Source organism: Formosa sejongensis, assembly GCF_033447105.1.
Taxonomy (GTDB): Bacteria; Bacteroidota; Bacteroidia; order Flavobacteriales; family Flavobacteriaceae; genus Formosa.
Map to the genome: position 1 here is coordinate 172,564 of NZ_JAWQUN010000005.1, position 24,577 is coordinate 197,140.

17 protein-coding genes are annotated in these 24,577 nt (G+C 31.2%); 1 reads left to right on the forward strand and 16 read right to left on the reverse strand.

Annotation, left to right across the window (positions count from 1 at the left end; translation table 11 throughout):
- Window positions 1–510: 510 nt before the first annotated feature.
- The 16 genes from R6X41_RS07805 to R6X41_RS07880 form a co-directional block, all read right to left on the reverse strand.
- Entirely contained in the window at window positions 511–4,329 is a 3,819-nt protein-coding gene (locus R6X41_RS07805; RefSeq protein ID WP_318499024.1) for a DEAD/DEAH box helicase family protein, read from the reverse strand.
- The gene (locus tag R6X41_RS07810; RefSeq protein WP_318499026.1) at window positions 4,326–5,660 is read right to left on the reverse strand and encodes a restriction endonuclease subunit S; all 1,335 of its coding nucleotides are present in this window, start codon (window positions 5,658–5,660) and stop codon (window positions 4,326–4,328) included. Before R6X41_RS07810 ends, R6X41_RS07805 begins: the two co-directional genes overlap by 4 nt.
- Window positions 5,657–7,735 (reverse strand): HsdM family class I SAM-dependent methyltransferase, encoded by a 2,079-nt coding sequence (locus R6X41_RS07815; protein ID WP_318499028.1) that lies wholly within the window; start codon window positions 7,733–7,735, stop codon window positions 5,657–5,659. Before R6X41_RS07815 ends, R6X41_RS07810 begins: the two co-directional genes overlap by 4 nt.
- Window position 7,736: 1 nt before the next feature.
- On the reverse strand, window positions 7,737–7,937 hold the full coding sequence (locus R6X41_RS07820; protein WP_318499030.1) for a helix-turn-helix domain-containing protein: 201 nt from the start codon (window positions 7,935–7,937) through the stop codon (window positions 7,737–7,739).
- Between the two features lie 448 nt (window positions 7,938–8,385).
- Window positions 8,386–10,788 (reverse strand): glycoside hydrolase family 31 protein, encoded by a 2,403-nt coding sequence (locus R6X41_RS07825; RefSeq protein ID WP_318499032.1) that lies wholly within the window; start codon window positions 10,786–10,788, stop codon window positions 8,386–8,388.
- Window positions 10,789–11,146: 358 nt separating this feature from the next.
- Window positions 11,147–11,998 carry an SDR family oxidoreductase gene (locus R6X41_RS07830; RefSeq protein ID WP_318499034.1) on the reverse strand — a complete coding sequence of 284 codons (852 nt, stop codon included), beginning with the start codon at window positions 11,996–11,998 and terminating at the stop codon, window positions 11,147–11,149.
- A 214-nt stretch (window positions 11,999–12,212) separates the two neighbouring features.
- Entirely contained in the window at window positions 12,213–12,458 is a 246-nt protein-coding gene (locus R6X41_RS07835; RefSeq protein ID WP_318499036.1) for an L-histidine N(alpha)-methyltransferase, read from the reverse strand.
- A gap of 137 nt (window positions 12,459–12,595) precedes the next feature.
- Entirely contained in the window at window positions 12,596–12,790 is a 195-nt protein-coding gene (locus tag R6X41_RS07840) for a hypothetical protein (RefSeq protein WP_318499037.1), read from the reverse strand.
- 62 nt (window positions 12,791–12,852) lie between these two features.
- Window positions 12,853–13,296, reverse strand: coding sequence for a MoaF-related domain-containing protein (locus R6X41_RS07845; protein ID WP_318499039.1), 444 nt, complete (start codon window positions 13,294–13,296; stop codon window positions 12,853–12,855).
- A gap of 94 nt (window positions 13,297–13,390) precedes the next feature.
- Window positions 13,391–14,014, reverse strand: a complete 624-nt coding sequence (locus tag R6X41_RS07850; protein ID WP_318499040.1) for an O-methyltransferase — start codon at window positions 14,012–14,014, stop codon at window positions 13,391–13,393.
- 97 nt (window positions 14,015–14,111) lie between these two features.
- The gene (locus tag R6X41_RS07855; RefSeq protein ID WP_318499042.1) at window positions 14,112–14,990 is read right to left on the reverse strand and encodes a helix-turn-helix domain-containing protein; all 879 of its coding nucleotides are present in this window, start codon (window positions 14,988–14,990) and stop codon (window positions 14,112–14,114) included.
- 8 nt (window positions 14,991–14,998) lie between these two features.
- The gene (locus tag R6X41_RS07860) at window positions 14,999–16,885 is read right to left on the reverse strand and encodes a monovalent cation:proton antiporter-2 (CPA2) family protein (protein ID WP_318499043.1); all 1,887 of its coding nucleotides are present in this window, start codon (window positions 16,883–16,885) and stop codon (window positions 14,999–15,001) included.
- 3 nt (window positions 16,886–16,888) lie between these two features.
- Window positions 16,889–17,485 carry an NAD(P)H-dependent oxidoreductase gene (locus R6X41_RS07865; RefSeq protein WP_318499045.1) on the reverse strand — a complete coding sequence of 199 codons (597 nt, stop codon included), beginning with the start codon at window positions 17,483–17,485 and terminating at the stop codon, window positions 16,889–16,891.
- 550 nt (window positions 17,486–18,035) lie between these two features.
- Window positions 18,036–19,616, reverse strand: coding sequence for an aryl-sulfate sulfotransferase (locus R6X41_RS07870; RefSeq protein WP_318499047.1), 1,581 nt, complete (start codon window positions 19,614–19,616; stop codon window positions 18,036–18,038).
- 597 nt (window positions 19,617–20,213) lie between these two features.
- Entirely contained in the window at window positions 20,214–20,915 is a 702-nt protein-coding gene (locus R6X41_RS07875) for a LytR/AlgR family response regulator transcription factor (protein WP_318499048.1), read from the reverse strand.
- Window positions 20,912–21,721: a sensor histidine kinase gene (locus tag R6X41_RS07880; RefSeq protein WP_318499050.1), complete on the reverse strand. Its 810-nt coding sequence runs from the start codon at window positions 21,719–21,721 to the stop codon at window positions 20,912–20,914. Before R6X41_RS07880 ends, R6X41_RS07875 begins: the two co-directional genes overlap by 4 nt.
- Window positions 21,722–22,177: 456 nt before the next feature.
- On the opposite strand from R6X41_RS07880, the gene R6X41_RS07885 reads away from it, so the two are divergent.
- On the forward strand, window positions 22,178–24,571 hold the full coding sequence (locus tag R6X41_RS07885; protein ID WP_318499051.1) for an outer membrane beta-barrel family protein: 2,394 nt from the start codon (window positions 22,178–22,180) through the stop codon (window positions 24,569–24,571).
- Window positions 24,572–24,577 lie beyond the last annotated feature (6 nt).

Here is a 24,577-nt window from a genome sequence, read left to right on the forward strand (position 1 = left end):
TTGAAACTTGTTTTACGAGATTCTCGTGGATTGCCACAAGAGCATAAATTTTATGAAATCGACTTTTTAGGAGATTCACGAACACATTTGAAATTTGTGCAAATAATTAAATATGTGAGTAAAAATAAAATTCTATGCACTTGTTATATGTAGAATTTCAATTAATCCTTTTTTAAAACATTCTTATCTTTTTTTCTTGATAAAAAATAGAAATCGACTTAAGGAGATTCACGAACTCCAATAAAATATAAACGCGTGAGCTAAACAAAAAAATCAAGGCTGCATAAACTTTTGGAAACAATTACGGATCAATCGCTATATTTTAGGAAACATTGTAACTATTAACATTGCTTTGAAATCCCCTGTATAATTGAAACTATTAATAAACTGTATTACTTAAACCCCTAAAATATACACGCTCACTTCACCTTATTGTTTTACCAAAATTTTATGAGGCCAAGTTTAACATCGAGATTCTATTTTACATAATATTAAACAACTTAAAAGATACTATGTCCAATGTGATCTAGTATAACTAAGCATTTCTTTAGAAGTCAAAGCTATAGCACTTGCACTTCTCCTAATGTAGAATTCGTCAGGTTTCCCTTTTTGATTTAAAAATACAGGTTCTAGAGCTTTTCCTTTTACACAGATTTTAGCAATTTTTCTACCATCTATACTTTCAATCTTAATATCCACAATGCTGTTAAAATCATTTCCTAAATATTTAGCGAGTAAATTATCAAAATGTTTTAAAAATGCATCCTTTTTATCACTATCGCTAAATGTTGGATAATCAGTTGTGTCAATTCCAATTACGTTTAAATCATCTTCTACTCCTATTAAAAGAACACCTCCATTCGTATTCAAAAATGCTGCAATATTTTTAAATGCAGAATGTTCAATATGTGGCATTGGCTTTTTTTCTCTTAAACAATAACGCAATGATGACTTGAATTCTATTTCTTTAGTTTCTCCTTTTTTAATTATTTCTTGAACGCTCTTATCGCATAAAGAATCACTTTGGGGCATAATAATTAAATGTTCTTCCTTTAAATATTTTTCAAAATCATCACATAATTGATTTATATTATCTTTTGCTTCTTTTGGGAAAAATGTTCCTAATTCCTTTCTCTTGCGAATCAAAAACTTTTTTAGTATAACTTTAAAATCTCCATATATTTCATCAGAATCAAAAGCTGAACCGTCATCCAATATCTTAGCAACAAGGCGATTTCCCTTATCATCAGTCTTAATAAATTCGAATAATTTGATGACTTTTTTCTCAAAATCTTCAATTAGTAATTCTATTTCTTCTTCTTCTTGGTTTCTTTTCTCAATTACTGCAAGAATATGAAACTTGTATTGCTTTCCTCCTTCTCCATATGTTGGTTCACCCTCATTAGCTGTTTTAGATTTTTGCTCTTGAGTTTTGTAATCTTGCGGAGCAACAATTCCAATTTTATTGTCAAAATAAACTTCAACATCATCAATAATATCTTCTGATTTATTAATGTTGTTATATATTTTATTGAACCTTCTCCAAAAATCTAAAAAATGTTCATCCTTATATTTATCCTCTAAATCAATAACAAATTCTATCAGATTTAGAATTTGAAAATACTTATTGATTTTCTTTTTAAGTGTTTTCGCAGTTTCTACATTCGTTTTAATGTATTTACTAAACCCTTCTGTAACATTCTCAATTATAGTAATTCCTTTGTCTTCGCTTTCATCAGTAACATAAGACAGAAACTTGGCATAATGGTCTTTAAAAAGACTATGATCATTTAGGTCTATGAAATGTGTCTTTAAAACTTTTTCATCTCCAAGAGGATCAAAATCTGACACAACAACATTGCTGAAATGCTCAAATGCTTCTTTTATATTATTTACGTTTACATTCTTATGTGAGAAATCTACAATTTTGCAATCGTTCTTATGTTTTGTAGTTCTGTTTACTCTTGAAATTGTTTGTATAGCATTTATACCTCTAATTTCCTTGTCTAAGAATAATGTATGTAATTTTGGTTCATCAAAACCAGTTTGCAGTTTTTCAATGACGATAATTATTCCATTCTTTTTATTTGCAAAATTTTGTAGAACCTTCTTTTCTGACAAACCTCCATTTAAAGAAGAAGAACTTGGATTATCTTGACTATCAGAACTATAAACAATATAAATTGGTGCATCTTTAAATTTATCATATTTAGAGTTTGGAACTACTTCTCTATAAAATTCTGATACATATTTATGATATTTTATAGCTGATTTAATTGATGACACAGCTAACATTGCCTTTGCTTGTCCCCAAATATTTGGATAAATTGTACTAACCAATCTGTCAACTACAAATTTTGAGATAGCTTTTATTCTATCTTCGTTAGCATATATTTTTTGTTTTCTAATTCTATATTTCTTTCCGTATTCGTCAATACCTTCTTCAGTTCCATCTGGTATTGTTTCATAACCAGTATCGCCTTCAAATCCTTCTAAATCATTATCCTGTAATTCAAAATACATTTTAGAAGAAACTGGAACAATGCCTTTAATGGGGTTTAAAATATAACCATCATCAATAGCCTCCTTCATTGTATAGCTATCAAAAGGAGCCCACATTTTTTCTGCTTCGGCATAATTATTAAATTCACCGAATCTTGATAATGTATGTTTGCTTGGTGTAGCTGTAAAACCAATTATGAGGTTTTTTTTGGTATGACTAGTTTTGTACTCTTTACTATTATCAAAACTACTTTGAAGTTCATCAAATAAACTAATCATTTCTTCATTCGTAGAACCACTATTTGAACGATGAATTTCATCAATTAAAAAGGCTACACGTAATGAATTTAGCCTATTTATAGCCTCTTCATCTAACACCTCTTTGATTGTGCCAAACTTTTGAAGATTGACCACAACTATTTTTACATTAGAATGTAAAGCCTCTAAAAATGTTTTTTTACTATTAGCTTCAATAAACATCTTTTTATTGATGTTCATATTGTGCATTAAAGTGTCAAGCTGATCTCTAAGTTGAACTCTATCAACAACCAACATTATTTTATCAAAAATAAATTCTTTATCTTTTCTAAGATCTTTTAATTGTAATGCAGACCAACCAATTATATTACTTTTTCCAAACCCAGCAGCATATTGAAGCAATAAAGAATAAACGTTTTTATTATTTTGGTACTTATTTCTATTTTCAACTAATTCATTTATTTGAGCCTCTCCTAAACCTCTTTCTTTAAGGTCTATTTTAAGTTTGTTAATGAAATAATCAGGCTCATTTTCGTGCTCTAAGAATTCATCTATTTTAGACATTATTTTGTCTGCACCAAATTTTTGTTTAGGTCTAGGACTAATTAAGCGTCCATCATTGTGCTTATATTCTTTATCCTTTTTACCTTCTTTTATGACTAACTCACGTTCAATAAAATTGTAGTAAAGAATTTCCTTCTCTATCATTTTTTTACTAAACAAGGCTCTAAAAACCTCTTCAAATCGTTCTTGACGTGAAGCTTTTGGGTTTAATAACGGATACTCTTTAAAATCTTTTGAAATAGCATTATGATACTTGTCGTAATCATAATCTCCAAACTTTTTAACATTATCAAAATGATTAGAAATATTTCTAATTATATAGGTTTCATTGACATCAGTAGAAGTAATGTGAATAGCCTTTTCAAATATTTTTAGAAAATCCTTTTTGATAGTTTGAGTTACATCATTACCATCTGCTAAAGTCAAATAAGAAGAAACTGCTTTATGATAATCTTTAGCAACTTTTTTAACTCCGTGTTTCTTTGCATTCTGATTATTCCAGTTAGATTTTAATTCACTATAACCAAGGAAAATACCATTTAAGAAAAAGGTTAGATCTGGTCGAAAAGCAAATTGTTTTATTCCTTCGTGTTTATAGGTGTATGGTAATTCTTGAACAACTGAAAATATGTTCTCTTCAAAGTGCTTATCTTCTGAGCTCACTGCGCCACTTGGATAAAATAAGTACAATTTATAACCTTCAAACGTTACAGAGTGATTACTATTAATGAAAATAGCCATATTCATGGATGACTTTATCTTTTCATTTAAGAAATCCATAAATTTATCCATCAATGCCTTTTCATCACCATTGAATTTGGTTCTAAGCAGTTTTTTGTAACTCTCTTTATTTAGTGAGGTTTCACTAATAAAATTCTTTAAATCCTCAACAATAAAAAACTTTGTGGAAACCGTATTTGCTTTTACTTCTTTGTATTGTAATCCGTCTGCCCTTTCAGTAAAGAAATGGATAAGATATTTTTCTTGTAAGTCTAATTCTTTCATTCTTCTATTACTTTAAGCTTTCCGTTTACTACGTCATTAATTAATGTCTTTCTGAGTTCTTTCAGTAAATTAATTTGTTTTTTAATATTGGTAATGATATTATCTATAGAGGTCGTTTTTAAATCTAAAAAGTTGGCAATTTCTATTTGTTCTTTGGTTGTTGATGGGATGATTAAATTGAAATCATTTATTTTCTCCATTTTTAAATTAATTCTTGTAAACCCTTTACCTTGTATTAAAAGCCTTTCTCTAAATATTGGTGCATAAAGCATCCAATTTAAAAATTTTGGAACCACATTTTTTGTGGTTAATCTAAAACCTTTACAGAAACTATTTAAATAAGTATCTGAAACATTATCAACTAATAAAGAAGCTTTACCAACATCTTCATAACCTTCTGAACTCATCAAAAAAAATAAATCATTTTGCTTTATTTTATTTTGTTTCTCGTTTTCTTTAATAATGACCTTTCCAAAATCATTAGTGTTTATATATGTGTTACCTGCAATATTTGTAAAAGTTAAAAAACTCTTATTGTCTTCTTTATCATCTTGATTAAAATCTTTAGCACTCTTACCAGATAATCCACTATATAAAAAGCCTATATCTTTCATTCTTTTTACTTTCCAATGCTCTGGAATTTCACCAATCCAATCAATTTTACTGTCTTTAAGTTTTACAGTAGTTATTAATCCTTTAGTAATGGTTTGGTTAATTAATGATTTTCGGAAGTCTTTATATTTATCAATTTTATTTTCTAGCAATGCTACTTTTTCATCTATAGCCTCAGTCTTAACTTCAAGGTAACTGGCTATTTTGGTTTGCATTTCTGGGTTAGGTATTGATACAGGAATATTTAAAGTCTGCCCCATATTGAGAGCCTCTTTTGATGAACCTGCTTGAACAGACATTATATAATCCTTAACAAATTGAGATTTGAGATAATATGACAGAAAATCGACTTTTCGTTTTTTTATTCTTAAATAAATGATATGCTGATTAATATTAGCTTTCCCGACAGAAATGGGAAAAACACAAGTTCTTCCAATAGAAGCTCCAGTAATATTTATAAGAATGTCGAATGGTTTTAATTGTGAATTTTTCATGCGATTATTCACTTCATCTGTAATAAATGAAACTTTATCTAATCTTAATCCATCATTATATACATTTTGACTTCTTATAAAAGTAACTCCATTATCAACATATACTTCACCTCCTCCTTTTGGCGTAACTCCACTTCCAATTTTAGTAATTAAATCTTTAATTCTTAAAGATTTCCAATCGTTGTCAGAAAAATCAATATGGTTTTCTTTTTTCACTATACTCATATCGATAACTCTTTTTCTGAAATTTTCAACTCTTTTTCTAAATTATCTAAATCAATGATAATTTTGGAAACATCTCGTAATTTTTCTGGTTTATAAAAAAGTTTGTTAAAATTCATCTCTACTCCTACATTCCTATCTAAATATCTAAATGGTTTTGTAATATATTTAGTCATAAATTCTTCTATCCACAATTCATTTAAAGCTAAATCATTAGAATAAGGTATTATTTCATAATCTTTTTGATAGTCTGGTGTTAGTTCAGTAGTAATTACAATTTCGGCCACTTTAGTTTTAGTTGCTTTTTTATAGCTTGATTTCACAACAATTTTACCACACCCTAATTCCTTTTGCTTTCCTTTTGTATCTTCAATAAGAGTTTCTTTATCAGCATCAAAAGAATAAGTGGCTTGTGGTGTAATAACTTTTAAATCACATTCTTTATAATCGAAATTGCTTAATAACGGTTTAATGTAATTGTCGTTGTACTCTTTTAAATTACTGTATTTAGTATTATCAAATGCTGTAATTAAAAAATTAGTAATCTCAATTAATTCTCCTTCGTGATCAACTTGAGTTATTTTTGTTGGAGTTAATTTTTTAGATTTTGCTTTCCCAACTAATTCCCTTTTGTAAGTTTTCCCGTTTTCATCAATTTTAGTAAGCATTATAGCTTGTTTATTGTAATAGAAATCCCATTTGTCGTGTACTTGAGCAAATGCAGTATTTTTAAAATTAGTTAAAGTTTTTACTATAGGCTCTCTGTCATCTTCCAACATTTCTTTTCGTTTTTTACCCTTACTTTTCTTCATAGGAGTAAAATGATTGCTGGCATCAATCATTATGACTTTATCAACACGTTCTTGAACTTTATTTTTATTAAAAATCCACAGATACGTATAAATTCCTGTATTATAAAATTCATCAGTTGGTAGCTGTATAATAGCTTCTACGTAATCATTATCAAAAAAGTGTTTTCGAATATTACTTTCTCCACCTCCAGCATCACCACTAAATAAAGAAGAACCATTATGTACTTCGATAGCAATACCTTCGTCAGCTAACTGGGAAATAATATGTTGTGCAAATAACATTTGTCCATCACCAATTCCAGGTAAATCAATAAATCGATCTGTTTGATCTGTTCTAATCTCCTTTTCATATCCTTTCCAAGGAATTCCATATGGTGGATTGGCAACAATAACATTAAACTGTTTGTCGCTAAATTTAAGACCTGTTAAAGAGTTACCATATTCAATTCTAGAATCATTTCTAAATCTACTTTCAATTTTAGCTAAAGCATAAAGTGTGTCATTCCAATCTTCTCCGAATGTAGAAGTTGGTCTATTATATTTTTCGTTTATTTTATCTTCAACACCATAAAGCATATTTCCACCACCACAAGTAGGATCGTAAATTGTTAAGAATTTTTTATTGTCTTCAATTTTAGACAAGATGATTTCAGAAATTAAGGCAATCACATCATCAGGTGTATATTGTTCTCCTGCAGTTTCAGCAGAAATATCAGCCCATTTTCTTTTTATGTGTTCCTCTAGTGTTGTTATTTCTGAGTTATTAAAAGAAACTAAATTAATTTGACTCCAAGCCTTAACAGATTCAAACAAAATCTTTTTCTTTTTTAGTAAACCACTAATTCCAGAAATATTCATAAACTTCTCTTCCTCATTGCCTTTATCAACACCAAGAAGTGATTTGGTTTGTTGATCAAACGATTTCAAATAGTTTTGAAAATCAATATCAAAAGTTTTATCATTTTCACATATGTCAGATAACTTTTTTCCTTCTCTAATTATGAAATCACTATAGCCTAAACCATTATCAGAGAATTCCTCAACAAAGCTTTCTAAATCTTCTTTATTTAATTCAGCAATTGAATCAACTCCATAATCTTCTAAAAGCTTATTGGATTCTCTAATTAATCTACTTTCTACCAATAATATGGCGAAAAAAGGCATCATATATTTAGGAAAATCACTCTGTTTTATTCCTGCACCAATCAGCAAATCTGCTGTATCCCAAACTTTAGTTGTGTATTGTAAAATATTGTTATTCGCCATTTTATTTTTTATCTACATTTGATATTAATAGTTCTTTAACGTCTACATTTAATAATTCTGCCACTTTATATAGGTTTTCTAGACTTGGTTGTCTTCTATTTTGCACATAAGAATTAACCATATTATAGCTTTTACCTAACTTTTCAGCTAGACAAACCTGTTTAATACTTTTCTCTTCGAGTACCTCTTTAATGCGACTCATTATATTAACTATTTTAAAGAATAAAAATAGTACTATTATTTAATTATATATCATATTTTGAGATAAACTAAACCGTTAGTTTAATAGCCATTCCACACACATTATGCTTCCCTCTTACGTCGTCGCATAAAAAGTGTTTAATCACAAGGTTAATATTGTTTTAGAGGAGTTTTTGAATCTCGAAAACTCGATTTCATTAAATCTACGTTGAAACTTGTTTAGAGCATAAATTTTATGAAATCGACTTTTTAGGAGATTCAGGAACACATTTTAAGTTTCTGAAAATAATTAAATATGTGAGTAAAATAAAATTCTATGCACTTGTTATATTTAGAACTTCAATTAATCTTTCTTTTCATTCTTTCTATTACTAAATGCCCTAACAATAGTATATGAAGTAAACTCTGTAACACACGTTTTTAATACTTTATATTATAAAAACTGAAATCTAATATAATTCAACTGTTAATTTTTCATGAATAGAACATGCACCTAAATCTACTGTCAACACTTTTTTATTTTGTTGAAAAACTACCTTTTCAGATGGAATTACAGCATTAACTTTAACTTGCATTTTATTAGTTAATCCATGAATTACTACAGTATAAATTCTTGACGAATTTGCGCCATCGAAAGTGCCTTTTGACTTCTCTATGACCAATTTATTATCTGTATTGTTATATCTAAATACAGTTTGACGTTGTAGGTTTTTAGTTTTATATTTTTCAGTTTCGCCATCATCTTCATACAGTGTAAAAACGCCATCTGCTCCAGTATAAACATGCACAATTAATTCATCATTATTTATGCTAGACATGTTGTTCGCAGTTTGAACCATGGGAATAATAGCGCCAGATCTCACAAATACTGGATATTCGTCATTCTCAACCTTAAATGAAAGTTCGGCTTCTTGAGAATAAAAGTCATCATTCCAGAAATTATACCATCCTCCTTTTGGTAACCATACGCTAACCACATCATCTTTAGAGATACTTGGTGCTATGAGCATATCTTTTCCCCATAAATATTGAAGATCATGACTCCACGCTTTTTCATTATCGCTATACTCTAAAATCATAGCTCTAACCATTGGTAATCCTGTCTTATGTGCTAAATATGCGTTTGAATAAGTGCAAGGCATTAAAGCATATCTTAAATCACTATACTTTTTTGCTACGCCTTGCGATTGTTTAGACCTGTCTAGTGGCCATCTTGATTGTCCCATACCATGAGGTTTCCAAATAGGAGAAAAAACACCCATAAACATTGACCATTGTTGATATAATTGTTCATCTGGCCCAATATTTTTATCCCAATCATAAAAACCACCTGCATCATGTCCCCAAAAAGGAAAACCCGATAAACCTGCTAATTGCATACCACGAATTTGTAATTTCATCTCTTGGTGATTTGGCAATATATCACCACTCCAAAGTGTGGCATAACGCTGTGCTCCTGCTGTCATCCCTCTAACCCAAACATAAGGTCGTTTTTCTTCACCAATTTGTTTATCCCAACCATCTTCTACCAATGCTTTAGCTATTAAGAAGAACCAATAATTTCGCATTTCGGCAGAACTTTTTCCATTAGCAAGTATCATATCTTTTGGTGCGTTACCCATTTCATCAAACTCATCTATCCAAAGACCATCTCCTGGATAATTTAATGTCGGATCTAAAGATTTTTTATACAAAATATCCCAAAACCAAGTTCTAAATTCTTTATTCGTTAAATCTGGTGCGCTTTCTTTAAAGTTAATTGAATCTGTTACTGGAATATTAAAATCAGGATTCCAGCCTTCGCTAAATTGACCAATACACCTATTATAATCTATGGTCATAGTCAAACCTTGTTCCTTTAACCATTTTTGATAATCTTGCGGTTTTGGATACCTATCTTTATCCCATTCTATGTAGGATTCACATCGCTTACCACCTCCAGCTCTCCATCTGTTATCATTAACAACATGATCTAGAGGGAAACCTGCATCTTTATGTGCTTTAATCTTATGTCGCCACCATTGTTCATCAGATGGTGTATCAGAATCATGGTCGTGCCCTTTATCTGAAAGTTGAAGACCGAATATAGATTTTTGTGGTAATCTAGGTTTTCCTGTTAATGAAACATACCCTTGCAATACTTCTTTTAAAGAAGGACCAAGAATAAAAAAGTAATCCATTTGTCCCTTAAAGCCAGATGTATTAATACCAAACTCATAATTGTCGTCTTTCCCAAAATTGAAATAATTTTCAAAAGTGCTATTCAAAAATATACCATAGCCTTTACTAGACATGTAAAAAGGCACTATTAATGGCGCTTGTTCATGTGCATCACTTCCATAATTTCTGGTATGCAATTTACCTTTAAGATCTAGACTTTCTGCTCTTCCAAAATAACTATGTCCAAGACCAGTAAAATGCTCAGTGGAATCACTTACAAAAGATATGTTTAAATTATCCTCTGTTGCCAAAAAACGGTCTTCTTGTTTTAATATTGTTTGTCCTAAATATTGATAATCAAGACTTAAAGTTTCTTTATTTATAATCAACTTTAAAGATGGTTCTCCTACTATTGAAACTTCGAAGTTGTTATTAGCTTCACCCATATTTAACTCACCATCAAAATCATGAGATGCAACCATCTCGTAATGATTGTCTGAGAAAAATGTTTCATTTGGCAAGGCATATTGTACGCGAATCATGCTTTTACCATAAGGTGTTAACTTCAATCTTAGGCTATCGCTATTGGTAATTACAATGCTCTTGTCTTTAAATTGATAGGATTTATATTTAAAAGATGTAAAAATGACTAAAAGACCAAACATTAGAAAAAGGCTTACTATATGGCGCATAATATATTTTTTTATCAATATATAACTAAGCTTTACAAATACAATATGTGAAACATTACGAATACGTTTTCGTGTTGATAACTTTTCTTAAAATGAAGTGTATTAAGGCTAATCTTAGTACTTTCTAAAATTAAACTAAAGAAATAGTTTCTTAATCACGCTTTTCAAACAAAGTAAAATCTTAAGTAATAACACTCTGGTTTAGAATAAAGAAATCTGAAATTAAAAAGCAAGTAATAATCTTCATCTCGAAATTTTATAACACCATCCGAAAATAATTATGAGTACAAATTACACATGATTCTATTTACATAATATTAATAACTAAACCATTCTCAAGATGCTTTTAACAAACTCTTTATTGTGAGATTTTATAATCTTCAATAATTTCTAAAGTTGACTTATGCGGTCTTCCTGCTGCTTTCTCAAAATCGGAAGCCACATCGTTTGCGCCATCTTTAATTCCTTCATAAATTCCTGAAATAACAGTTCCTATAAAATCGCCTAATGCTTCTTTTCTCTCTATGGCATAGTCTGAAACAGAAACAGAATTATAAACGAGATTGGTATTATAAACTTTATTTATGTGCTTAGCAAGTTGACTTTGAGTTATGGGTTCGCCAACTAAATTGTAAATATGTCCATTGTGCTTTTCATCAATAAGCATTTTGGCATATGCATAACCTAACTCCTCACGACTTGTATACGTACATTTTCCAGTAGCTGCACAATTTCTAATTTCCCCTTCTTTTACGTATGTATCTATGTATTCTAAATCAGGTTCTATATAAATGCCGTTTCTGCCAATAACCCATTCTAATCCAGAATTTTGTACATCTTTTTCAGTTTGTCTGTTGGTTTGAACAATCGGACTAAACGCATTGCCTTCTTCTGCTCCAACAATACTTGTATAGACTATTTTTTTAACGTCATTACTTTTAGCAGCTTCAATGACATTTCTGTGTTGTATGATTCTTTTATCTGGAGCATCCATGCCTGAAACCAATAAAACAGCATCTATTCCTTTTAAGGCAGCATCAAACTGTGCTCTACTATTATAATCTCCTTTTCTAATTTCTACCCCTAAATATTCAGCTTTTTCTGGCGTACGAGCAATTCCAATGACGTTATCCTTACCTATAAAATGAATAAGATGTTTTACTATAGAAGCTCCTAATTTTCCGCTTGCTGATGTTACTGCTATTTTCATTATAATTTGTTTTAAGGTTTAATAATCTGTTTCATTTATTAATACAAAGGTTAAATTTATTCCTATTACATTAAAGATGAAAGTGAGTCGAAAAATGGTAAATATCATCTTATTGAAGCATAAGTTTTACTGTTCTTCCTTTTGTACATCTGCCATGCCTAAGAAGTAACGCGACTTCCAAGTCCTAAAACAGCAACTGCTATTTTATTCATTTTTAACTTCTTGTAAGAATATATTCTGCAAAATACGCTTTGCTATCCATAATTTTAGCTGCAATATTAAAATCTGTTTTTGAAATTATTTTTTCAATAATGCTATCATTATATTTTCTTGAAATTTCGTTATGAATGCTTTCTCCTTCTATAAACTCATACGTTTTGTTTAAAGCTTTAATTTCAACTTTTTGATGGATAGTGCTTACCATATAAATTTTAGCAATACCATCTATTTCATTGATCACCTTCTACAACCATTGAGGTTGTGTTCTTTATACATCGCCAAAATAAAGTTCTACAGCTATTGTAGGGTTGTCTTCATATAGCCTTCTATAAAAAACAGTGGCGTCTTTTTTTGTTTTGCGATACGTCCATAAGTTTATTATTTAGATTTTAGTGCATCTAATTCTTTTTCTAAAGCTTCTGCTTTTTCCTTAAATTTTTGCATTGCTTTTTTAAGCTGACCTACTTTTTTTAAAACTTCATCATCTTGAAGTGCTTGATACGTTGTTTCCCCGTTTACTTCTTTTATTTTTGATTTACTACCACAAGTTGGGCATATTGCTACTTGACTCATCTTTTTTATGTTTTATAGATAATTTATACTATTACCAAAGCTATATTTATTCTAAAAATATTTTATTTTTTTAAATGATCAATAATTCCGCTTCTAAATACGGTCTGTAAAGGTCGTTTAGCCTCATTTTTATAACCAACTATTATAGAACTATGAACAATCATTTTATCGAAATCAAAAACAATTGTTAAGTAATCGTTTTTATCAATTTCGTGCCAATTGATTAAATAAAGATTTTCACCAATTTTAAGAGAACGATACGAAATATCTTGGTTTCCATTTCCTTTTCCAGGTCCAACAAGCCATTTATATTCAGCCTTACCATTACTAAAAGCCATATGTATAGCGGTGCCATTTTGATATTGGAAGTTCATGGAGTAACCATCTAGCAAGTGTTCTGGCTCACCAAATTGGAAATTATTGTTTTCTAATGTTTCACTTTGTGAAAAACTATGTGTGGTAACTAATAAGATCATACAGATAATTGTAATTAATTTTGTTTTCATGAGTTTAATTTATTGTTTACTATCGGTCACATGCTGTTCGCCATTAATCATTCCCTTAGGTGATAAAATTTTGAACATGCTCGTTTCATTTTATTTAATTTTTAAGAGTTATTAAAACCACTTTATTACCAAATTTAGATTGCAAGTGGTACTTTTTATTCTGACCAACGGTATTCAAAAAAGCTTGAGAATCAGACATATTTGCATTGTCCACATAAATTATAGTGTGTGTATGAAAATTAGGTTCGAGCATTTGAAATAATGGTAAATACAAATTCTTCCAGCCATCTAAAAGCAATAAGTCTATAGATTCTTTATGATTTTGCAAGGTCTCAATAGCATCGCCAGTTCTGACATCAATAAATTTATTCACACCTGCTTTTTTAAAATTATCTATTGCTTTTTGAGCTTTAGATTCAATTAATTCTGTGGTTATAATTTTACCGTTTGTTTGTTTTACTGCTTGTGCTAAATAAAGCGTAGAGATTCCAAATGAAGTACCAAACTCCACAATATTTTTAAGATGATTAACAGTAATAAGTTTCACTAAATCTTCGCCTTGTTCTCTCGAAATGGAAAGATAGGCATCTTTAAAATCTGGCGTTTGCATGGGTCGGAACATACTTTTTGCAGCACCTTTTACCATTTTAATACGGTCATATTTTGAATCATTGAATAGTTCATCCAATGTATGTGCTATTTGTTCTTGTGATGTCATATTTGCAGTTTTTAACTGTACTACAAAGTTGAAGATTTTATCAAGTTTACTAAAGATGAATATGGGTGTAAAAATGGTAAATATCGAACCCAGCTATTTACATATAATCTTTTTTAAAGGAATTAGGGGTTAATCCTGTATGTTTTTTAAAGTATTTCACAAAGTTTGTTGGTTCTTCAAACCCTAAAGAATATGCTAATTCGGTGCTTTTTATTTCAGAATTAATAAGTAATCTTTTGGCTTCTAACACTATAAAAGTATCTATAAATTGTTTTGCAGTAACGTTTACAATGTCTTTGCAAATGGTGTTAAGATGTTTGTAAGTGATGTTTAATTTTTCTGCATAAAAATCGGCATTTCTGCTCTTATCGTAATTATTTTCAAGTAGGGATTTTAAATTTAAAAAAGTATTGAGTTTATCTGATTTTTTTAAATGAACAGTTTGGTATTGCTTTAAGCGTTCTAATTTTGAAAAGATAATAGAATGTAACGCGTTATAGGTGTTTTCTTGATTGTAGTTTTCTTTAGGATTGGTATATTCTTCGTAAAATAATCTAATGTATTGCGCTACATTTGAATCTTCAGGAACTTCGATTTTTGGCGAAAACAAATGTAAATTAAACAATCTGATGATTTCGTTTTTAGGTAAGGAATGAATCTGATTTTTTAAATAATCATCTGTAAATAATAATATGTACCCTTTTAACCCTTCCGTAAACTGAAAGGCGTGAATTTGACCTTTAGAAATATGAAGAATTGTATTCTTATTAACGGTATACCATACAAAATCCACCAAATGTTTACTCTCACCTGCTGTGTAAAATACAATCATATTAAAAGCCACTTGATGTGCTTTTTCTGGATTGTGTGCGATATCTGCTTTGCGCAGCGAAAGGCTTTCAATGGTTACTATTTCAATGCCTTTATTCTCTGGATTTTTAGAGTTGAACGCAATGTTTGGTATATCTTTCTGCATAAAACTAATTAGTCTTTGTTCTTTTCTAAAGCTTTTCTGATATGCTCGCTATCCCATTGATTATCATAATCTACAATGCCTCTTTTAAAATCTTCATTTAAGAATTTTTCCAGTTGCTCTAACTCAATTCTTGCTTTAGAAATATAGTTTTGTGTGTCTTTAGTTTCTGCGGATAAGCGTCTCAAACTATCCTCATCATATTTAATAAAATTTTGTACTTGCCTATTCAATGTGTATTTTCTAAATCCCATTTTGCTTAATACGTCTTTGGCTAATGTAAGTGAGGTTTCTAAAGATTCACGATAAATATTTTCATTTCCAAGATTAAGTAATTCGTATGCATCGTATCTATTTTTAGTACGAATCATGAGTTCTACATGTGGATATTTATCTTTAACTATTTTACTAATAGCTTTTGAAACTTCTAATTTATTAGTTGCACAAATGAGTATTTTAGCTTCTGCAATTCCTGCAGATTCCAATAAATCAAGACGGGTAGCATCTCCATAATACACTTCGAAACCCATTTTACGAAGAAAATCGACCCGATTAGAATCATGGTCCAAAATGGTTGCTTCTACACCATGTGATCTTAAAAAGCGTCCGACGGTGCTTCCAAAATGCCCAAATCCAACTAATATTATTTTATGTGTTTTGGCAATATGATCCATGGGTCTTTTAATGGATTCCTTTGTGCCAATTTTTGGAAGAATCAAGCGCTCATTAATCATACTGATAATGGGTGTAAGCGACATGGTTAATGCTGTTATTACTAACATCATATCCATTTGTTCTTGTTCTAAAATATTTAAATTAAAGGCAAATGATAGTAATACAAATGCAAATTCTCCAATTTGGGCTAAACCAAAGGTTAGTAGTAGTTTTTGATCTAATTTTAATTTAAAAACCTGCCCTGTAACAAATAAAACAAAAGCTTTTAAAACAATAATCGCTAGTAATATACCGCCTATAGTAAGCGGACTTTTAGCTATCACAATAAAATTGATAGATGCACCTACAGCCATAAAGAACAAGCCTAATAGCAAGTTTTTAAAAGGCTCTAGTGTACTTTCAAGCTCGTGTTTAAATTCACTATTGGATAAAACGACACCACCTAAAAAAGCACCCAATGCAGGACTTAAGCCTACATATTCCATTAAAAAAGTGATGGCAAATACAATTAAAAATGCCGACGCTATTAATAGTTCTCGAACCCCTGTTTTAGCGACTTTACGAAGCATGGGTACTATTAAATAGTTACCGGAAATTACTATTAAAACAACCGATAAAATAATGGCCAATGTTTGTAAACCCATAGGCAAGCCATCTAATAAATTAACATGTTCGCTATGATTTTCTGTCGCCGAAACCGTTTCTGAGTTTGATAATAAAGGCAATGCACCCAACATGAAAATAACAATGATATCTTGAAACAATAAAATGGAAAATGACGAATTACCGAAAGTAGTGTCCATCAAGCCTTTTTCTTTTATAGTTTGCAACGCAATGGCGGTGGATGACAACGCGACTGCCATGGAAATGACTAACGACACCTTCCAATCATAATCTAACCAAGTAAACAACATATAGGAGAGGAACATGGTCACTCCCACTTGTAATCCGCCCATGCCCAGTATCGTTTTTCGCATGTTCCAGAAGTTTTTTGGTTCAATTTCTAAGCCAATTAAAAACAACATGACTACTACACCAAATTCGGCAAAATGCATGATGTCTTCGCCTTCATTCCCTATAAACCCGAAAACATAAGGGCCAATTAAAACACCAGCTAACAAATACCCAATAACAGAACTTAATCCTAATTTTTTGGCTATAGAGACACTTATAATGGCGCCTAATAAAAAAACGATGGCTTCAAAAAGTATACTTCCTGTCATATATTATGAGGTTTGTAATTGCGGTAAATCATTTAAAAAAAAGCAGCCATTAAAATCGCTCAGCGTAAGCCTTTGTTGAAGCCATTGTATTAATTTACCATATTGTATCACATAGTTATCCAATTGATCGTTGGTTAACAAATGCGTTCCCATAACTGCAAATGGTGGCAAATACTGCATGCCACATAAATTTGCTGTTTGTTCAAAGGGGCGTAAAAATTGATTTACCGTAAAACTATTTGTGCCTTCAGAACAATATACTTCTCGCGCACCACCAGTTGTAATCACATTTAAACATATTTTAGATTGCAAAGCATTACCATTTGGGCCATGCGCCCAACCAAATTCTAAAACGAGGTCAATCCACTGTTTCATTAATGGTGGACAACTATACCAGTAAAATGGATGATGCCAGATAATAACATCATGTGTCTCTAGTAGTTTTTTTTCTGCTTCCACATCGATATGGAAGTATGGGTAACGTTCATACAAATCGTGAAACGTGACCCCTTCCATGTCTTTTATATGATTTACAAGAGCCGCGTTTGCTCTAGATTTTTCAAATTTAGGATGTGAAAATAAAATTAATATTTTTTTCATTTCACAAATCTAAATGAAAAACAATTAATGGGTAAAGAACTTATATTTTTAATACTATTAAATTTGTAACACTTAATAATGCACTTATTTTTGATTATTTAAATGTAGTAATTTTTATAAGTATTAAAATTAGTTTTTAATATTCCTTTCCACACACATTACGCTTCCCTTCGTCGTCGTCGCATAAAAAGTGCTCTATTAGCATTGTATAAGAAATTTTTAGAAAAAAACATAAAGAAACTCTAGTATGCCAAAGCACCAACTGGAACACTCTCTATAATAGTCCGATGAACAATTACTTTACAGTCTGATCTTCAGATAATCCTCCAAGAACAAAACCATAATTATCAATAGGCACATATAATTATTCACCCTGAATATGAGATTCAAAAGGATAACTACTCTGATTTAAAAATTAAAATCAATAGGCTATAGACAATCATCATATTAAATGAATAAACGTATTATAATGAGTATTCTAGTTCTCGACTCCGCTCGAACACCCTGGAAAATATACGGCGAACGTTATGTAATGCGATACTCGTGTATTCTAATTGCTATAAAGTGAAATGCGTCCTGCTCTATGAAATGTTATTTGATCAATATGCGCGGTAGGTGGTGTAATTGTGGCTTCAAAAATCACATTATGGTCTGACATATCGATTTCGATTAATTTACCTACGGGTTGCGTTCCAGAAACAATAGCACCAGAAGACATTAAAATATGATCTTGATTTTCTAAATAATCTACATCTGATACAATTCGTGAATAAATTTCTAATCCGCGTTCTTTTCCATAATCCCAGACTTGTTGAATAGTACCGTTTTCTATCTTAAATTCTACGGCGCGACTATATAAATCTGTCGTGCTAAAATTGCGGTCAGTTCCACCATTATCAAAGAGAATAATATTGCCGTTAGGAAGTACTTTTGTGGCATGTTGAAACCAATTCCACTCAAAATCAGGGTGATTTTCATGGCCATTTAAAACCGCCTGATCGGTAATAGGTAAACCTGAAGCATCTAAAGGTTGTAATAAAAAGGGATTAAGTGCTATACCATTTCCCGAGGTATTCCAATCGCTGTGTGATCCCATAATCCAAACCACTTCATTGTTATTATTTAACTTGATAACGCCTTGTGTACGACCTGAAACGATAATAGTATTATCAGTTTCATCATAATTAATGGCATTTACGTGAATCCAATCTTGTGTATTACTCGTTAAAGCCATTCTAGTATTGTCTAGAGATGCATTTAAATTCCATTCGACTACGATCTCTTTACTATGTCTATCAATCTCAATAATATAATCTTCTATAGTATTTTCACCATTCTTATCTACGGTAACTAAAAAATTGCCATTTGGCTTTTCAAAGACTTCATGATGAAACTTGTATCCTGAAATCTCCCAGATATTTAAAATGGTTCCAAAAAGATCTATTTCATAGATCGCATTGGTAGACTGGTCTGCAAAATACAAGTTTCCGTTGGCCAATTGTTCTGGTCCGTTATCATAGTCCAAGGCGCTTAAAATGGGATGATTTTCAAAATTGAGATACCATCGAATATCACCATAAGAATCGAAAATAAAGGGCCTAAACAGGGTCAAATGCTGATCATATCCAAAATAATTCACTAAATTCATTCCACTTTCCATTAGATTTCGATCTGCCGTATCGATGCTTATTTGCGGTAGATCTGTAATTAACGGATCTGTAGTAATAACATAGGATTTTTCTCCTAGTTTTAAACCGTTAGTGTTAAAAAAGCTAAGTGTTACTGTATTTTCATAGTCTGGATAGAGTCCGTGAATGGGAATGTCTAAGGTTGTGCCAGTTTCAGAAAACTGATGAACCACGTTAGAATCCGTGCCATTAGACCCTGCGATACTAATATCGACTTGGATGCTCTCATTAGTCTCTAGTGCTATTATGGCCGACAAAGGTGCATACCCAGTGGGATTTAGTATAATTTCTTCCGCTATCAGCATATCACATATGGCACCATTACAAGGGATATCGGCCTCTTCTTCAGAATTAAAATCATTATCATTTTGACAAGATATACATAAAAATACACCTATTAAGACTAAAAATTTAGGATATTTATTTTTCAATTTACTGTACATTGGGTCCTATTATTTATTAAAATTTGAGTGCTAGTCATTAAGCTTACTCCATAGTCATAAAAAAATTGAAGCACATTCATGTAAAGCTGCGTTCACAATACCACTATTTTTTATGAGAATAGCAATATATACTATAAATGCTTAAAAATATAGTTTAATTTTAAACAACGCCTTAAGCTAGGAACTAGTATTCGCAACCGGCCAAAATCGAATAACGAGACTAAATTTCGGAATACTATTTCTAGGCTATCGTACTCCTAATTTATTTACGATTTTCAGAATATAAAGGATGGTAAGCGTAATAGAGTATTTAAAATTTAATATTAGGTCATGATGACATTCTTGGCTACATACATGTAACTTCCCTCCTAGTTCATTTTATGAATAATTATGCCTATTAAAATTGTATTATAGTTATTTTGGTATTTTGGTTCTCGACAAACTTCGTTTACTAGTTATTAAGAGTCTTACTATTCTTTCTCACTAATGCTCGAAGATCGATAATTTGGAACTAGTTTTTATTCTTTTACGGTGTTCGAGCGGAGTCGAGAACAGAATAGTCCAATTGACAATATTTAAATACGTATCGAATCTATTTCAATTCTTTAAGCGTTGCAACACTACTAATTTATAGCTATCCCCTATTGGGACTTCAAATTTTCCAATCTCAATATCCTGATTTGTATAGGCTGTGATTTTATCCAGATTGACAAGGTAAGAACGGTGCGTTCTTAGAAATCTATCGTCCAAATTTTCTAAAAAAGAGGTTAGACTTTGTTTGACTATGTGATCTTGGTCTTGGGTTTTAATCTGAATATAATCTTTGACACTTTTAATATATAATATGTCTGCAAATAACACTTTTACCTGTTTTCTATCTTTTCGAATAAAAACAGAATCCATTTTACTTTGCACGCTATCTTCATTTGGAATAATTGATGCTGGGGTTTGCTCCAAATATTTCTCTATAGCCTTAAAAAAACGAGCAAAAGATATCGGTTTTAATAGATAGTCTACGGCATTCAATTCAAAACCGTCCACTGCAAAATCACGATAAGCCGTTGTAAAAATAACCTTGGGTTTGTGTATCAGGTTTTTAAAAAATTCCGTCCCCTTTAAAACAGGCATTTCTATATCTAAAAACAAGAGGTCTACTTTTACATTTTTAAGAACCGCACTAGCCTCTATGGCACTAGCACAAGAAGCCACCAATTCAAAATCATCCATCTGGCTCAAATGGTTTTTAATCAAACTTCTAGCCAGGGCTTCATCATCAACAATTACGCATTTGTACTTCATTTTCGCTTTAGTTTTAGTATTACTTCATAGCTATGTTCGGCATCCAAAATAGTCAATTCGTGTGCGTTGGGATACAATAACTCCAATTGTTGTTTTACATTTTTGAGTCCTAGTGGCTCATCTTGGGTGTTGCGCTTCTCTATCGTATTATTTGGCTTCGAATTGAATATTGTAAATAACACATCGGTTTTATCTGTTGATAAAGAGATATTAATATTTGCTTTGTTCAATTCCTGCGTTACCCCATGCTTAAAGGCATTTTCAATAAATGTTAATAAAATAAGGGGAGCGATCTTCGCATCGGATTCAACGCTATGATCAAAATTTATAACCACACGGTTTCCATAGCGTATTTTCTCTAATGACAGGTAGTTATCGATAAGCTCAATCTCCTTTGTAACAGGCACATAATTCTCCTTACAACGGTAAAGAATATAGTCCAGAATATCGGAAAGACGTTCGATAACCTCAGGCGTCATATCCGATTTCTCTAATGCTAATACATAAATATTATTGAGGGTGTTGAACAAAAAATGTGGATTTAGCTGGTTTCGTAAAGCAGTAAGCTCCGCTATTCTTTTTTGTTCGTTCAATTTTAGGAACTTCTGTTGGTTTTTATAAAAACGAGCCATCAACAAAAGTGCTGTGGGTGTAAGAAAAAGGATTCCTTTACTGAGATAGATAGAAAAGTAAGACAATCGTTTCCAATAGCCCTCTTTCGCATAATTTCTTTGGATTTCATTGTATGAATAAAAGTATTCAACATCAAAATAAAACATCTTAATAGCTTGGTAAAACGCGAACATTGAAAGCAATAGGATTAACATCCAGAAAACAAAAAGAATAGTTCGCTTTCTATTTAAAAATTTGGGTATTAAAACATCAATACATACATAGGCTGTTATTATTTGCACCAATACAATTATTCCGTACGATTCAAATACATGTCTGTAACTACCATAAAAACTAATATTAGTTATAGATAAGATAAAATATAAATAGATCACCATCCAAAACAATATATGTTTTAAGACTGGATTTTTGAGGTATGTGAGTAGACTGTTCATATAATTAAATGATAAAAATAGCGCTTTATGTCCTTTTCAAATCAAATTTTCTACTAAATAGATCTTATAAGACTCCAAACAGGCCAAAACGAGCTACAAACACTAAATAGATTGTCTGTAGACTATAATCTATGCTTCATCTACTTTCTCGAAAACAGGATTTATGTAACATTAGTTTTGAAAAAAAGAAACCAAATGAAAGGTAGTATCTTAAAAGTGACGCTAAAACTAATGTTTTTAGTTTTGGTGCAAACCATGACCAACGCGCAGACCATAACATCTATTTCTGGAAATGTAATGAATACAAATAAAGAACTTGTCTTTGGAGATGCACTTATTATATCCCCTCAAGATTCAACAATTATTAAAGGAACCAGTTTTTTTGAAGGTAAGTTTGAATTTTTGAATTTAAAAGATAAAAACGTTTTGTTGAAACTCAAGTCTTTAGAGTTTGAAGATACCTATATAAGCATTGCATACGAAGGAGAGCCTTCCATTGACTTGGGGAACATAGTGGTAAAGAATGCCGAAAACGCACTAGAAGAAGTGGTTTTGGTTGCAAATTTGCCACTATTTGAGACTAAAGCAGATGGAACGGTACAAGTAAATGTAGAAAATACCGTATTGGCCACCAGCAATTCTGTTTTAGAAATTTTGGCGCATTCACCAAATGTGCATGTAGATGACACAGGTATTTCAGTTATTGGAAAAGGCCAAGCTATTATCTATTTAAACGGACAGCTTGTGTTAAGCGAACAATTGGCCAACATACAAGCATCGGAAATAAAGAAAATCGAGATTATATCGAACCCTTCTGCGAAGTACGATGCCGAAGGACAGGCTGTGATAAATATTATTACAAGCACAGCTACTACAGAAGGGATTAAAGGACAGGTTAGTCAAAATGTGAGTATTTCTAATTTTTCACCTACAAATACCAACACCAATTTGAATTTAGATTTCAGAAAGCAACGTGTTTCTATAACTGGAAATTACGGAATGCAACTGGGAGCCTATCGCTTTCTATTAAATACCACACGAAATAGAGAGGAGGAAGGAGATGTTTTCAATTCTGACATCACTACGGATTGGGTTAGAAATCAGGATTATTTCGGAAATTACGGAATGGGTATCCAATATAATTTTGGTGAAAGTAGCTATTTTTCTATCTCTTATAATGGTCTTACCAATAATTTAGGAGGCACAGAAACCAGTAATAATACAATAACATATAACGGAGAACAGGAACAATTTGAAAGTATTGTTTATAAAGATAATCTTACTACACAAAATGCTTTAATCTTTAATTATTTAAAAATATTGGATACCTTAGGCTCGTCTGTCTACATCGGTGGGCAATATTCTCTTTTCAAAACAAAAATAAATGATATCATCGATGAAGCATCCGTTAACGATGGTCAAGAAACGAACCGTACATTGAATAATGTTATCGACCGTGAAATTCCAATTTTCAGTGCGCAATTAGACTATATCAAAGCATTCTCTAAACAAAATCAGTTAGAAGCAGGAATTAAAATTGGACGGGTTAGCAATACTTCTTATTCCGATTTTCTGGTTTTGTCAAGTAATGTTAGTGCTACTTTAGATGAAAACCTATCTACAGATTTTGAATATAACGAACAGATTTATGCCACTTATATTAGTTATAAAATGAATCCATCAGAAAAGTTAAACTATAGTTTTGGCCTTCGAAGTGAACTCACAAAATACAATCTGGCAACAGTTAATCCAGATGAAAAGATAAAAAATACCTACTTCAATTTATTCCCGAATGCTACATTAGGAATAACGTTAGGAGAAAACAAATCTTTTTTCACCTCTATTGCTTCCAGAATTTCCCGTGTATCTTATCAAGCCCTCAATCCAACCGTTATTTACCAAGATGCCTTTACCTCCATTCAAGGAAATCCCAATTTAATTCCTGAAAAAATTTATGCCTTTGAAACAGGTATTGGCACTAAAAAATTCACCTTAAAAATAGGTTACAATTATATCATAGACCCAATAGTTGGTGGTGCTTTAGAGGGAGAGGACCCAAAAACCTATGTGCTACAATCTTTCAATGGCACCGAGCAACACGACATCTTCGCCAACTTGAGTTTACCTATCAATACGAATTGGTGGACCAGTATGAACACTATTACGGTGAGCTATAATAAATTAATAGACAACCAATCTTCGTTTGGCTATATGAATACTGAACCTCAAGCCTATCTCTATACCTCTAATAAATTCAACTTATTTAAAGGTTTCAAATTACAATTGATAGCGTGGTACTTGAGTGATCGTTACGATGGCATCTACTTCCGAAAAAACCAGTCTGAAATCACCTTAGGCTTAGAAAAGGATCTGTTTAACAAGTCTTTAAAACTCCAAGTGGTGGCCAATGATATTTTCCAGACTAACAAACCCGATGGATACTATAGTCTTGGAAACACTTTAATTTTGTTTGATAGGGTTAATAACACACACTATTTTCGGTTTGTGGCCACTTACAATTTTGGGAAGTTAAAGAAGACAAATTATCAACGTAAATCCTCTGGAGAGGAAGAAAATCAAAGATTTTAATTTTAT